Origin of the sequence: Flavobacterium sp. CG_23.5, assembly GCF_017875765.1 — a bacterium.
Classification (GTDB): Bacteria; Bacteroidota; Bacteroidia; order Flavobacteriales; family Flavobacteriaceae; genus Flavobacterium.
Genome location: NZ_JAGGNA010000001.1, coordinates 776,733 through 791,339, shown reverse-complemented (window position 1 = coordinate 791,339; position 14,607 = coordinate 776,733). Strand labels below are relative to the sequence as shown.

The window sequence follows — 14,607 nt, the reverse complement described above, 5'->3', positions numbered from 1 at the left end:
AATTCACAGTTTGCAAGAAATTAAAAAATATGATTTTAGTGTTCATTTATTTAAACGACACCTTATTTAAAAATTACCGTTCGTGGTTTGGCTAGCTCAAAATCCTGAAAACCAAAATCGGTTGTTTCAAAAGAATTTGTTTTGAATACATTTTCGCCAATATTAGGAATGGAAGGATAATAGGAAAGTGATATTTGGAAAGAGCTAAAGACTAAGTAATCATTATTAATAATAAATCCAACGCTAATTTTTGAATATGCCTTACTATTAGTCAATCCTTTTTCAGCATTTCCAAGCATAGCAATTGAATAGTTAAAATACGGATTTAATCTAAATCCCCAAAGATCCCATGGCGAATAGGCTTGAGTTTGTAAAGTCAGCATTACTTTTTCAGTACCATATTGAGCACTTGTAAAACCATTAATTCCATCTCTATCGTTAATGGTGAGTTGATCACCAATAGAATTTACACGGTTTATTCCTAATATGAATTGTGGCTTAATGAATTGTCTTAATTTCCATCTTCCCATATCAATTAAATTAGTAAAATAATTGGCTTGGAATGAAAAAGCAGTTTGGTTGGTTTTCGATTTGTCAAAAAAACTACCCAATTCAAAATTGGCACTTAAAAACCCCCATTTATAAAAATTTCCAAAGGAAGCTTGACCACCTAAATAATAGCGACCTATTTCATTTTTGTATTGATATCCTCCAGTTATTCCAAATGTTTTTCCAATGGGAACATCCTCAATGACCCCATTTTTAAAAATGTATTTATCCTCAACGAATTTTCGTGAAGTGATTCCAATTCCCGAAAGATAAAACTTTTCTCCAGCGTAGAAATCGATAGGATCATATACGATGGTGGGACTTTCAATATATTTTACATTCAAAAATCGTCCAGATAAAATAAGATTAGTGGTTCGGTCGCTTTCGGTATTTCCTTTGAAAAGTTTAAATGCGTGTCCGATCCAAAGATCTTGTGAATTGTACTTGAAATTTTGTTTTGCATATATCAAATTAGAATCTTGAAGCGTATCTTTTCTAAATTGTTGATCTACATATATTCCACCAGCCCACTTTGCCAAAGGAGAATAAAAAGGCCTTTCAATATTGATGCTTTTCCCATAATAATTGTCTAAATCCACAAAATAGCTTACCGCCGTCTTTATAAAAGTATTTTTAATATTTGGGATGCTATACACAAGACCGTAAGCGGTTTTTCCATCGCTGAAGCGGTTTCTGATTTTATTTTCAAATTGATGACCAGATCCTAAAAAGTTACGTTCATTTACTTCAAAAGTTACTCTGGAGCTTGAAATAGAGCCTCTTGGAATCATACTCCAAGAATCTAAAACGCGAACTGAAACATCTACAGAATCTGAATTATTTTTAATTAATTGTGGAGTGATACTAACTCTGTTAACATATCTTTGAGTACGTATTAAACGCTCGGATTCTTTTAATAGTAGAGAATCTAATGGGTGGTTCCTTTTGATCAATAATAAATTCAGAATAGCAAGTCTGTTGGTTTTAATATGTATTCTGTTTCCTTCTCTTTCAGCCCAATTTTTGGGTCTTCTTGTTGAATCGATTTCTGAATATCCAAAAGGGTCTAGAGTAATGATATTTATTTTTCTAATTATTCTGCCTTCAAAAGCCTGGTACTTTTTTTTGACTACTTTTTTCTTTTCAACTTTTATATTAACGGGTCTGAAAACTAATTTATGAACGAATCTGGTAAATTTATTTTTTTTTGAATAGGTTTGAATGCTTTTATATACTTGAGTAGAATCTTTTTTTGGTTTATCTATTTGTGAAAAAGAAACTTGCGAGTAACAAAGCATCAACAGTAATAAAATCAGTTTTTTTATTTTATACATCAAAAAAAATTTCTTTAAAAGTAGGTTTAAAATTAAAATAAAAGCAATCCTTAAATCAAATTTAAATTTGAGTGACTTGATTATTTAACTTAAAATTTTAGAATTTATACGTTCGTTTTATTTACCTCATCTTCGGTAGTTGTTTCGGTAGTTGTTTCGGTAGCTTGTACGGTGGTCGTTTCGGTAAACATCGGAACAATAATGTCCGTTTTAATTATCACTTTTTTTGTTGATGCTTCTGAATCAAAAAGTGGTAATTTAATATTGCGCCAAGTATATGTTTTTGGTAAATCATCTCCCATTAAATACCCCCAAGGTTCTAAATATTCTATTCTGTCAAAAATCACTTTAAGAATGGCAATTATTGGAATAGCCAAAAACATGCCGGAAATTCCTGAAATTGCTCCGCCTATAATGATCCCAACAATGGAAACAAATGCATTTATTTGGACTTTTGAACTCACAACCAATGGGACTAAAACATTGTTGTCAATTAATTGCACTACTATGTTGACTACAATTACACCAACAATTATGGATAAGTCGGGAGATCCGGTTAGCGATGCTACGATACTTAAAACACCTGCAAACAATATTCCTACATAAGGGATTAGATTTAGAATTCCCGTAATAATTCCCAATAAGATAGCATATTTAACACCTATTATCATAAATCCTACCGTTGTTAATATAGAAACCATAATCATTTCTATGATTAAACCAACAATATAACTTTTTACGGCTACTTTTATTTGAGATAAAATATCTTGCAATTTTGGGTGGTACTCTTTTTTTACCAATTTGGAAAAGAACAACATAAAATGAGTTCTGTACAAAAGGATTAAAAAAGTGTAAATAGGAATTAAAATGAGGTTTAGTAGCGTATCCGTAAAGGACATTAAGGTCGTTCCTATTATTTCTTTTCCTTTTTCCATTGAATCTTCAGTGGCAGTGTCCAAATATTGTTTTTGCTCTCTGGAACTTATATTGAAATGCTCTCGGATATATTGCTGAATATTATGAATATGAATGTTAATGTTTCTTTCGATTTTATTAAAATCATTAGCCATTTCACTAATCTGAATTGATAAAAATGCAAAAATGCTAATGAAGAATAAAATAAATAGCAAAACGGTTATCATAACCGCTATAACATGGGGGAAATGGAGTTTATGTCTTATAAAATGAGCGATTGGTCTTAGTAATATGGCAAAAATAAAGGACAACAGAACTGGGATCAAGATTTCCTGACCGATATAAAAAATATAGCCAAAACTAATCAGGCATACTAAAGTCAGTGCCAGTTTTGCGTAGAATGGAAGTTTTATAATGTCATTCATATTTTTGTTGTATTTATAATGTATTAAAATTCAATTATGAATAATTTAAAATCTAACAAGCAAATATGATGTTATAAAAACTCTAATGGTTATAGATTTTTTTAAAATAGTTATATAATTTCCACATAAACAGTAGAGTGATGTTATAACTTGAATCAAAGTAAATTATATTTTTACAAAATTGCAATTAATCTATAAATTCTTTATCATCAAAATGATTTTTCAATATCGAAATTCCTTTTTGTAAAAGCAAATTGTTAGGATAGATAACCTTTTCTCCATCAAGGGTTTTTAAGTACACATGAAAAGCACCGATATCTTCGATTTCAGCTTCAAAAGGGAAATCCTTGTCATGGATTTTTATTATATCACCAATTTTAAACGGAAAAGAAAAAAACAATATAATGCCAGATGTGATGTTACTCAAAATAGACCATTGCGCAAACATGGCAACGCCCACAACAGTTGTAATAGAGGAAAGTGCAATAAAAATATCTTTGGTCTGAACTCCCCATATTAATACTAAAGAGATGAAAGCCAATATATTAGTGAATAAATGAATGTATTTGATGACTAAATTAGTTCGATGCTCAAGAGTATGACTTGATTTAGCGTAACGTTTTACAAGTTTTGTTGTTATCAATCGCAATGAAATCAATACAATCAAAAGTATTCCTGTACCAATTAGTTCTTTAGTATAATCGAAAATTAGATTCATATCCATGATTAATTATACTAATTTACTTAAATATTCATAAACTTTATCCGTTGGCATTCCCATCACATTAGCGTAAGAACCTTCAATTTTTGAAACCCCAATAAAGCCAATCCATTCCTGGATTCCATAGGCTCCCGCTTTATCATACGGTTTGTAATTGTCTAAATAATACTGAATTGCCTCATCGGTTAATTCGTTGAAAGTCACTTTGGTTATTTCGTATATTACCGAAGTTTTTTCATTGGTTTTAAAACAAACGGAAGTGATTACTTCATGAGTAGCATTCGATAATGATTTTAAAATTGCAAAAGCATCAGCTGCATCTTTTGGTTTACCCAAAGCTTTATGATTATGCCAAACGATGGTGTCGCTTGTAATCAAAATATCATTAGGTTGCAATTCTCCTTCAAATGCGCTTGCTTTTAATTCCGCAAGATAGTTTGTGATTTCGGCAGCTTCTAATTCTGCAGGGTATATTTCTTCGATTTCTTTTACTCTAATTTCAAAATCCAAATCTAAATCTTTAAAGAATTGTTGACGTCTTGGAGAACCTGAAGCAAGTATCAGATTGTATTTTTTTAATTTATTTTTAAGCATTGTATTTCATATTTATAGTAATTACAAGAACGGATATAATTCCGAAAAATAGAATCCATTTAAGAAGCAGGCTCAAAAGGTGAAAGTCGTTTTTTGTTTTTGCATTCCAAATTTTTATAGTAAAATAAAACAATGGTCCCACTACAAAAATCAATAAGTAAAAGGTCGTGTAAGTTAGAAGGAATAAATAATTATAGATATAAAAAAGAAGCGCTATTAAGGGGATAAAACTGAGTACAAAAACGATTTTGGTAGTTCTGTGGATTCCTATAGCTACCGGTAAAGTATTGATTCCGTGATTGTAATCTCCAGTTGTGTCTTCTAAATCTTTAACTATTTCCCTGATGAAATTAACGAAGAAAGTAAAAACGGCATAATCTAAAAGTATCGAGAAAATAACAGCCATTTGTGTCTGATTTCCTTCATAGGTAGCAGGATAGAGATCAAAAATCCCCAATATAATAACGCTGAAAGAAAGCAATAAAGCCACAATTACATTTCCAATCAGAATCATTTGCTTTAAGCTTGTAGCGTAAAGATACAGTGTCGCAGCTATCAAAATAAAAATAGAGGCGAAGCCAGGTTTCAATATTACATTTGACAGATAAAAACCAATTCCAACACCAACACAATTAAGCGCAATATATATGTTGTATGCTTTTGCCTCAGAAATTGTTTTACCTACAATTACATCATTTGGCTTATTATCGTTATCCGTATTTTGGTCAAATATATTATTGATTACGTAGCCACCTGCTGCTAATAAAACGGTGGATAAAACTAATAGTAAGTATTGCCAATCCGCTAAGGACAATGGAATATTTTGAAATTTAAAAAATCCATATCTGAAAACGAGTTGCATAAATGCAAGCATCAGTAAGTTTTGGTAACGGATTAGTTTTAGAAAATTCATTATGGAGTTATGGATTAAAAGTTTTGAGTTTTTTCGAAATTTGAAATCAAAAATCGCATGTCTAATCGTGTTTCCCGTCAAAATGAGCCATCCATTTTCCTTGGACTTTCATCACTTGTTCAATCACGTCGCGAGCGGCTCCTTTTCCGCCGTTTTTATGCGAAATATAAGCGCAAATTTCCTTGATTTCAGGACTTGCATCTTGCGGACAAGTGGCTAAGCCAACTAATTTCATTACATGATAATCGGGAATATCATCTCCCATGTATAAAACCTGTTCCGGATTTATATTGTAAACATCGGTGTATTCGTCAAATGTTTCCACTTTGTTTGGCGTCCCTAAATAGATGTCAGTTATCCCAAGATTTCTAAGTCGAATACGGACACCTTCATTGCTTCCTCCTGAAATAATACATACATTATAACCGCTTTCTACAGCTGCTTTCATTGCATAACCGTCACGAATATTCATGGTACGCAAAATTTCGCCTTCATTGGTTACAAAAACCGAACTATCGGTTAGTACTCCATCGACATCAAAAATAAAAGTGGTGATATCGTTCATTATTTGTTTATAACTTCTTGCCATTGTGCTGTATAGATTGGGTTAATGTTTTATAAATAGTTGCATGATTTTCATTGGATAAAAAAGCTTCATGCGCTTCAATTGTATTGGTGTCATTGCGTTCAGCAGGTCCCGTTTGTGCATCTTCAGGTGAAAGAATCATTACTTTTTGAGCAGTTTCTGAAATTAGCGGTTTCAAAATTTCAAATGGAACCTGATGCTCTTGACAAATTTCCTGACCTATTTGGTACAGATGATTCACAAAATTATTGACAAATACTGCCGCAACATGCAATGCTTTTCGTTGTTCTGAATTGATTACAAAAACTTTATCAGAAATCGTTTTTGCTACTTTTTCCAATAATTGAAAATCGGTAGCATTTTCGCTTTCTAAACAAATTGGGATAATTCTAAAATCAACATCTTTGTTTTTAGTAAATGTTTGCAAGGGATAGAACACACCTTTTCTATTGTTTTCATTTAGAGAATCCAAAGGAATGCTTCCCGAAGTATGAACCACCAAACGATTTTTGAATGGAAGTTGGGAAGAAACATCGGCAATGGCATCATCAGAAACAGCAATGATATACAAATCAGCTTCTAGCAAAGTATCGAAGTCATCTGTGATTTTATCCAAATCGAGTAGGTGAGAGACACTCTCTTTTTGTCTTGAAAAAACTTGAATCAATTCGATTTCTGTTCCCGAATTTTGAGAATTTTGAAAAGCAACAATTAAATGTTGTGCGACATTTCCGGAACCGATAATTATTACTTTAGTCATAGCACAAAATTAGCAAAAAAATATTAAGCTTTTTTTATTGCTTTTCTGGATATTTTGCAAAATAAAATGATGTTCAAATTAACTTTTTTCACCATAAAATTAGAAGACTTAATTTTGGATTAAATTAACAATTGTGCGAATATAGAAGTCAACATTTTTAAGTACTTTTGTGGCACTTTTAAGAAATGAAATCCCTTACAAATGTTAAAAAAAATATTTTCAATTTTGTTCTCCACACGATTAATGGCCATCCTTTTCTTATCTTTTGCAATCGCAATGGCTACTGGAACTTTTATCGAAAGCAAATACAATACTGATACTGCTAAAATTTGGGTTTACAATGCATGGTGGTTTGAAGCCATTATGGTGTTTTTTATGATTAATTTCATAGGCAATATTAAGCGTTATCAATTATTAAAAAAAGAAAAATGGGCGACTTTATTACTCCATTTGTCTTTCATTTTTATTCTTCTTGGTGCTTTCGTAACACGATACATCAGTTACGAAGGAATGATGCCTATTTGCGAAGGTGCTGCAGAAAATCAAGTTTTTTCGGAGAAAACCTTTCTTACTGTTTTTATAGATGGTGAATACAAAGGCGAAATGAAACGTAGAGTTTTTGAAAAATCTTTATTGCTATCTCCTGTTACCAATAATAGTTTTTCGATTTCAGATAAATTTGCTGATACGCCATTTAAAGTAGAATATAAAAATTTTATTTTGGGCGCAAAAGAAGTTATCAAGCCGGATAATAAAGGAGTTGTTTACATGAAAGTGGTAGAAGCCGGTGATGGAAGCCGTCACGAACATATGCTTAAAGCGGGTGAAATACAAAATATACATAATGTATTGTTTTCATTAAACAAATATGCCGAAGGGGCGATAAACATCACGACAACGGGAGCGGCTTATACAATCCAAACTCCTTTTGAAGGTAATTTTATGCGCATGGCAGATAAATTGCAAGGAAAAGTGACTAAAGATAATGTTCAGCCATTAATGATGCGTTCCTTGTACAGCATTGGCGAAATGCGTTTTGTATTTCCTGATCCTGCAGTAAAAGGAGTAATTGCTTATGATTCAAGTAATGACTTTAAGGCAAAGAATCATGAAGATGCTTTAGTTTTAAATGTAAGTGCTGAAGGACAACAAAATGAGGTTACGATTCTGGGTTCCAAAGGTAAAATAGGAGAATCTAAAACTGTGAAAATAGGAAAAATTGATTATACTTTTTTCTACGGAAGCAAAGCCTATGTCTTGCCTTTCAAGATAAAATTGAATGATTTTATTGCTAAAAAATATCCTGGAACCGAGAAAAGTTATTCTTCTTTTGAAAGCCAGGTTACGGTTCAAGATTCCACTAAATCATTTGATGCCAGAATTTTTATGAATAATGTTTTAGATTACAAACAATTTCGCTTTTTTCAATCTTCTTTTGATCCTGACGAAAAAGGAACAGTATTATCTGTAAATCACGATTTTTGGGGAACTTGCATAACATACAGCGGCTATTTTATGTTGTTTTTTGCAATGATGTCAATTATGTTTACTAAGTATTCTCGTTTTGCTGATTTGAAAAGAAAACTGGAAGTGGTAAAAAATAAAAAAGCAAAGTTGACTACGATTTTAGTTTTGATGCTAAGTTTTAATGGATTTGCTCAAAAACAAGACGATCATCAGCACAAGGCGCCCAATGAAAAACAAATGGATTCTTTATTGGTAAAATATAAAGTTCCGGAAGACCATGCAGCTAAATTTGGAAGATTAATAATCCAAGATGCTGGCGGAAGAATGAAGCCTATCAATACTTTTTCGTCTGAATTATTGCGAAAAGTGAGCCATATGGAAACGTATAAAGGCATGAACTCTGATCAGGTTTTGTTGTCTATGACGGAATATGCAAAATTATGGATTGAAGTTCCATTAATTTATATCAAAGCGGGAAATGATAGTATCCGAAAAATTATTGGTATTGACAAAGAAGCAAAATACGCTCCCTTTATTGCTTTTTTTGATGAAAAAGGGAACTATAAATTGTCTCCATATTTAGATGACGCTTTTAAAGCAGGAAATCCAAACCAGTTTGAAAAAGACTTTATTGAAACCGATAAAAAAGTAAATCTGATGGAATCAGCCTTGAGTGGCCGAATATTAAAGATTTTCCCTATTCCAAATAATGAAAATAATAAATGGATTTCCTATTTAGAATTGAATGAATCAGGGATGAAAGGAATGGATTCCACTTATACTAAAAGTGTGTTGCCATTATATTTTGGGACTTTAACTAATGCAGCCGATACTAAAGATTATAAAACAGCAAACGAATTATTAGAAAGCATAAATGGTTTTCAGAAAAAGTTTGGAAGCAAAGTGAGACCAACCGAAGAGAAAATCACATTGGAGATATTGTACAATAAATACGATGTGTTCAAAGTATTGCCCTATTGGTATTTGATAGCCGCTATTTTGATGCTTTTATTTACGATTCTACAAATAGTGAAAGAGCGAAAAGTATTGAATATTTTGGTCAATTCTATGCATGTTATTGTTGGATTGTTATTCGGTTTACATACTATAGGTTTAATCGCCCGTTGGTATATTTCAGGGCATGCGCCTTGGAGTAATGCTTATGAATCGATCATTTATGTAGCTTGGGCTACCATGTTTTTTGGATTGGCTTTCGATATAAAATCGAAACTTACTGTGGCTTCTTCTGCTTTTGTTACAGCAATGATTTTAGCAGCAGCCTACATGAATTGGATTGACCCGGAAATTGCTAATTTACAGCCGGTTCTTAATTCGTATTGGTTAATGATTCACGTAGCAGTGATTGTAGCCAGTTACGGTCCATTTGCATTAGGAATGATATTAGGTTTTGTTTCTCTGTTGTTGATATTTTTTACCAATGAAAAAAACAAAGCCAAAATGGATTTGAATATTCAAGAAATCACCTACATCAATGAAATGGCATTGACAATTGGTTTAATCATGCTTACCATTGGAAACTTCCTTGGAGGACAGTGGGCCAATGAAAGTTGGGGACGTTACTGGGGTTGGGATCCAAAAGAAACTTGGGCATTAATCAGTATAATGGTTTACGCTTTTGTTATTCATGCTCGATTCGTTCCATCCTTACGAGGAAAATGGATTTTTAACCTGATGAGTATGTTTGCTTTTGTATCGATTTTGTTTACGTATTATGGCGTGAATTTCCATTTAGTTGGACTTCATTCGTATGCGAGTGGTGAAGCCCATTCATTAAACTGGATTTGGTATTCATTAGGAGGAATTGCTGCGATAGGAGCTGTTACCTATCCAAAATATAGAAAATATTATAAGAAATAATTCTTGAATTATTTCCATAAAAAAAGGTTCAACTTTTCGGTTGAACCTTTTTTTGTATTTAATATTTTTTACTTTTTAATGAATATTTGATCTTCTTAATTTTGAACATGGAACATGGAATTTTCAATGTTGAAATTCTGAAAAGTGCTGACCAATACTATTTTTTTATTTCAAAATTCAACATTCCAAGTTGGCTATTCAGCTTTTTTAATTGGGAACTAGAAATGTTGAAATATGATATTATTTATACTTTTCCTAAGGTATATAATTGTTCCATTGTAGGACTTAAACTTCCTCCTGCAGGCTCCAAAGTTATACCAAAAGCTTCTGCTTCATTCGCATTATCAACAGCAAACATCTTTTGATCATTAACCTTGAAATTTTCTAGTAGTCCAATGCTTGTAGGTGTCAACGGATTCAATTTTAATGCCCAGACTTGGTATACCATTCCTTCTGGTGGTTCAGGTAATCCTGCCGCATCTACATAAACCACTTTAGTTTCTTTGTTCCAATACACTTTTGCTGAAGATTGTGGCGCAACCGCTTGTCCGCCAAGTGCGACAACGGTATTTTTAGCGTCTCGTACAACGGCTAAACTGGTTTCACTTGCCGAATTTTTCAGTTCCAAAGTTTTAATATCCTTTTCAAGTTTTGATTTTTCGGAAGTAGCATTTACCACTTGGTTATCGGTTTGCTCCATTAGATTGTATTGATAGCCAATGCCAACCAATAAAAGAACCGCAGCGGCCCAACCAATGTATTGAGACCAATTTCTGCTTGGTTCGAATTCAATTACTCTGGCGGGTTTAAGTTCTAATTTTTCTTTTATTTTTTCGAAATTTTCCGCAGAAATAAATGGTGAAAAACTGGAAGATAAAGCTACAATTGCCTTTTCTATCGCAATGATTTCTTCATTGATTTCGGGGTTGTTTTTTGCCATAATAGTAACCTCTTCATTTTCGGTTTCCGTGAGTAAACCATAAACGTAAAGTTCTAAAATACCTGATTCTATATATTCTTTTGTTTCCATTATACTTTCAAATAATTTCTTAAGTCATTAATACAGTTTCGATTATGAGTTTTAACAGTACCCAAAGGAATTTCTAATTCATCAGAAGCTTCTTGTTGGGTATATCCTTTAAAAAACAGTAAATCTATTATTTGAATACATTTCGGTTTTAGTTTTTTTATAAACTCTTGTATACCTATAGTATCAATTTTATTGACGAGTTTATTACTGTCGTCTAACAGATGTACGAAATTATCTGAGGAAAGGTTTTTTTGACTGTTATTAAAATTTTTGGAACGCAATTTATCGATGGAGGTATTTCTGGCGATATTTAAAATCCAAGTATAGAATCGACCTTTACTTTCATGGTAGGAATCAATGTTTTTCCAGATTTTTACAAATACATCTTGAAGAACATCTTCGGCTTCTTCTCTGTTTTTTACCAGAACGGTAATTACTGCAAAAAGGCTTTTGGAATACATATCATATAGATGTGTAAATGCCTTATCGTCTTTCTTATATATCAACACTAATAATTCGTCTTGGGTCATATCCTTTATGTTTTGCAATTGCAAACTTATACATTCTTATCTACAATTGGTAAATTATATCAATTTCTGCTTTAATTTTTTTTAAAAAATAAAAAAATTATGTTTTTATTTTACATTTAAAATATTGATTATCAACTATTTAAAATATTAATTAATTTTTTTTTATGATTTTTAAAACCAAATCGGAAACAATGCCGTAAATGCTTTTATAACCTTTTAAATTATAACAAAATGAAAAAAACAAAAATGTTATTAGGTCTATCGCTAGTGGCGATTTCGGGCTTAATTTTAGTAGCAGCGGATCACGTAGATGCTCCATCAGTAACCGGTAATGCAGCAGATATTACCGATGTGTACACTTTTCAAGGACAAGACACGAACAACTTAGTATTTGCAGTAAATACGCAAGGTTTGTTAAGTCCTAATGCAACAGCTGCAGCGGCATTTAATGAAAATGTAATGATTGAAATTAATATTGATAACACAGGTGATAATGTGGAGGATTTAGTAATTCAAGCGATTAAAAGAGGAGACAAAATGTATTTCTTTGGTCCTTATGCTCCTGGAACAACGGGAACATCCAGTACAATTAAATCTAGCGCTGCTTCAGGAACCGTTGCGATTTCTACTTACGGTGCTGCTCCTATATTAGGAACACAAAACGGAATGAAATTTTTCGCAGGACCAAGAGACGATCCTTTCTTTTTTGACTTAGGACAATTCAAAGCAATCCTTGGCGGAACAGCTTCAGGATTCAAAAACCCAGGTACAGATACTTTTGCAGGAACAAATGTACTTTCAATAGTAGTGGAAGTTCCAAAAGCAATGTTAGGTACTGCGAGTACTTTGAATGTATGGGCAGAAACTAAGAAAAAACAATAATCAATTATTGTTTATTAAACTTTAAAATTATGAAACGTCAAGTTCACGAATTAAGAAAAAATTTAAATAAAAATATCATGAGTAAATCAAATAAATTCAAAATCATAGCTGTAGCAGTGGTTTGCGCAATAGGCGCCGTAAGCTGTAATAATGACGATAATAGTACAGATCCAATGGCAAGTGCCGATTTTTCAGGAACGTTTGTACAACAAGATCAAATGGCAAGACCGGCTATAAATACCGTGTTCATTGCTGCGGGCCAACCTAAAGATGATTTCAATGCTGCAATTCCATCAATGATGGGTGCAAAATACCAATCTATTTTTGAATCTAGATTGCTAGCTTTAAATGCTGGATATACAAAAAATGCTTTAGGTTTAACGTCTTCTCAATTTACAGGGATATTGGCAACTGACGTATTGAATGTGAAAACTTCAGGAAAAACAACGTTTTTTGATGGAACAAATGTCTTAACAGGTAGAGCTTTGGCTGATGATGTTATTGATACGGAGCTAATATTAATCTTTGGTGGCCCAACAGGTGCTTCTAATGCTGGTCTTACTTCTGATCACGTAGATTCAAATGATAAAACATTTACAACTTCATTCCCTTATTTGGCAACAGCCTGGTAATATTTTCAAAAAAAACAGGGTACTTTCATTTTAATTGTGCTCTGTTTTTTTTTTTTCAAAACAAACAAACAAACAAACAAACAACATTTGATTATGAAACCTTCAAAAATAATTCCATTATTGGTTTTTGCAATCATAGCACTTTATAGCTGTAGTAACAAACCAACTCAAATTACAAAAACATCAGATTACAATAAATATTTGCATCTAAAAGATAATAAATCAATGGCTTTTGCTAATAATGAAATTGATTTCTGGCAAAAGAAATTCGATGAAGCTCCTAATCAAATCAGTTACTTAAGTCTAATTGCGTCTAATTATGCAACGCTTTTTGAATATACTGGAAACATCAAATATTTATATAAAACGGAAGCTTTACTAACGCAATCAAATGCAACTTATAAATATTCGAAGGTATCCACTATCCGATCTTTGGCAAGAAATTATATTGCTCAGCATCGATTTAAAGAAGCTTTGGGTTTAGCGAATAAAGCACTGGCAATAGGCGAAGGGAAGAAAGAAACTCAAAAATTATTATTTGATGTTCAAATGGAATTAGGTAATTATCCGGAAGCCGTAAAGAATTTGAACGCACTGCGTGATATGAGAGATTATGATTATCTGATTCGTTTGGCTAAATGGAATGACCATAAAGGTGATTTGAAAACGGCCATTACTTTCATGGAAAAAGCCAGAGATATTGCTGAAAAAGAAGATAATAAAGTCCTTAAAATCTGGTCTTACTCAAATCTTGGAGATTTTTACGGTCATGCCGGCAGAATTCAGGAATCCTATGACAGCTACATAAAAACTTTGACAATCGATCCCAATTATTCGTATGCTTTAAAAGGAATAGCCTGGATTGTATTTTCACATGAAAGAAATACAGAAGAGGCAAAAAGAATTGTTGAAGCCATTGAAGTGACTCACAATACGCCTGATTTTTATTTATTGAAATCTCAAATTGCCCAATTCGAAGGAGATAAAGCAAAAGAATTAGAAAACAGAAATGCTTATTTCGAAATGCTAAAAGCCAACAATTATGGCGCAATGTATAACAAATACAATGTTTTAATTTATGCTGACGCAAAAGAAACGGCTTCGAAAGCACTTGAAATTGCAAAAGTCGAAGTGGATCACCGTCCAACTCCTGATTCTTATGATTTATTGGCGTGGTCTTATTTAAATCTTGGCCAAAATAAAAAAGCATTAGAAATTGCTCAAAAATATGTAGTTGGGAAATCATTCGAACCAAAAGTGCAATATCATTTAGCGATGATTTATAAATCTAATAAAGAAGCCGTAAAAGTACAACCAATTAAGGAAGAATTGCTTTCCAGTATTTATGAATTAGGACCCAATTTAGACAAAAAGGTAAAACAATTATAGCC

At 32.3% G+C, this 14,607-nt stretch carries 13 protein-coding genes; 4 read left to right on the top strand and 9 right to left on the bottom strand.

Features of this window, described 5'->3' with window-relative positions; all coding sequences use genetic code 11:
• Window positions 1–62: 62 nt before the first annotated feature.
• From H4V97_RS03275 to H4V97_RS03245, 7 genes are all read right to left on the bottom strand, one after another.
• Window positions 63–1,883, bottom strand: coding sequence for a hypothetical protein (locus H4V97_RS03275; protein WP_196850969.1), 1,821 nt, complete (start codon window positions 1,881–1,883; stop codon window positions 63–65).
• Window positions 1,884–1,987: 104 nt separating this feature from the next.
• Window positions 1,988–3,223: an AI-2E family transporter gene (locus H4V97_RS03270; protein ID WP_209548897.1), complete on the bottom strand. Its 1,236-nt coding sequence runs from the start codon at window positions 3,221–3,223 to the stop codon at window positions 1,988–1,990.
• Window positions 3,224–3,410: 187 nt separating this feature from the next.
• The gene (locus H4V97_RS03265; protein WP_209548896.1) at window positions 3,411–3,941 is read right to left on the bottom strand and encodes a mechanosensitive ion channel family protein; all 531 of its coding nucleotides are present in this window, start codon (window positions 3,939–3,941) and stop codon (window positions 3,411–3,413) included.
• A 12-nt stretch (window positions 3,942–3,953) separates the two neighbouring features.
• Window positions 3,954–4,538 carry a Maf-like protein gene (locus H4V97_RS03260; RefSeq protein ID WP_209548895.1) on the bottom strand — a complete coding sequence of 195 codons (585 nt, stop codon included), beginning with the start codon at window positions 4,536–4,538 and terminating at the stop codon, window positions 3,954–3,956.
• Window positions 4,531–5,451, bottom strand: a complete 921-nt coding sequence (locus H4V97_RS03255) for a geranylgeranylglycerol-phosphate geranylgeranyltransferase (RefSeq protein WP_209548894.1) — start codon at window positions 5,449–5,451, stop codon at window positions 4,531–4,533. Before H4V97_RS03255 ends, H4V97_RS03260 begins: the two co-directional genes overlap by 8 nt.
• A gap of 61 nt (window positions 5,452–5,512) precedes the next feature.
• The gene (locus tag H4V97_RS03250) at window positions 5,513–6,040 is read right to left on the bottom strand and encodes a KdsC family phosphatase (protein ID WP_209548893.1); all 528 of its coding nucleotides are present in this window, start codon (window positions 6,038–6,040) and stop codon (window positions 5,513–5,515) included.
• Window positions 6,024–6,797, bottom strand: coding sequence for a Rossmann-like and DUF2520 domain-containing protein (locus H4V97_RS03245; RefSeq protein WP_209548892.1), 774 nt, complete (start codon window positions 6,795–6,797; stop codon window positions 6,024–6,026). Before H4V97_RS03245 ends, H4V97_RS03250 begins: the two co-directional genes overlap by 17 nt.
• Window positions 6,798–6,998: 201 nt before the next feature.
• Between H4V97_RS03245 and ccsA the strand changes: the two genes are divergently transcribed.
• Window positions 6,999–10,142: a cytochrome c biogenesis protein CcsA gene (ccsA, locus tag H4V97_RS03240; protein ID WP_209548891.1), complete on the top strand. Its 3,144-nt coding sequence runs from the start codon at window positions 6,999–7,001 to the stop codon at window positions 10,140–10,142.
• A gap of 244 nt (window positions 10,143–10,386) precedes the next feature.
• Here ccsA and H4V97_RS03235 read toward each other — a convergent pair whose 3' ends face one another.
• Window positions 10,387–11,172, bottom strand: a complete 786-nt coding sequence (locus H4V97_RS03235; RefSeq protein ID WP_209548890.1) for an anti-sigma factor domain-containing protein — start codon at window positions 11,170–11,172, stop codon at window positions 10,387–10,389.
• The gene (locus H4V97_RS03230) at window positions 11,172–11,702 is read right to left on the bottom strand and encodes an RNA polymerase sigma factor (RefSeq protein WP_196850978.1); all 531 of its coding nucleotides are present in this window, start codon (window positions 11,700–11,702) and stop codon (window positions 11,172–11,174) included. The genes H4V97_RS03235 and H4V97_RS03230 overlap by 1 nt, the downstream gene beginning before the upstream one ends.
• Window positions 11,703–11,933: 231 nt before the next feature.
• On the opposite strand from H4V97_RS03230, the gene H4V97_RS03225 reads away from it, so the two are divergent.
• The 3 genes from H4V97_RS03225 (at window position 11,934) to H4V97_RS03215 (ending at window position 14,605) form a co-directional block, all read left to right on the top strand.
• Window positions 11,934–12,584 (top strand): DUF4331 family protein, encoded by a 651-nt coding sequence (locus tag H4V97_RS03225; RefSeq protein WP_209548889.1) that lies wholly within the window; start codon window positions 11,934–11,936, stop codon window positions 12,582–12,584.
• A gap of 29 nt (window positions 12,585–12,613) precedes the next feature.
• Window positions 12,614–13,216, top strand: coding sequence for a DUF4331 family protein (locus H4V97_RS03220; RefSeq protein WP_196850980.1), 603 nt, complete (start codon window positions 12,614–12,616; stop codon window positions 13,214–13,216).
• A gap of 93 nt (window positions 13,217–13,309) precedes the next feature.
• Complete coding sequence (locus tag H4V97_RS03215) at window positions 13,310–14,605, top strand: tetratricopeptide repeat protein (protein WP_209548888.1); 1,296 nt, start codon at window positions 13,310–13,312, stop codon at window positions 14,603–14,605.
• Window positions 14,606–14,607 lie beyond the last annotated feature (2 nt).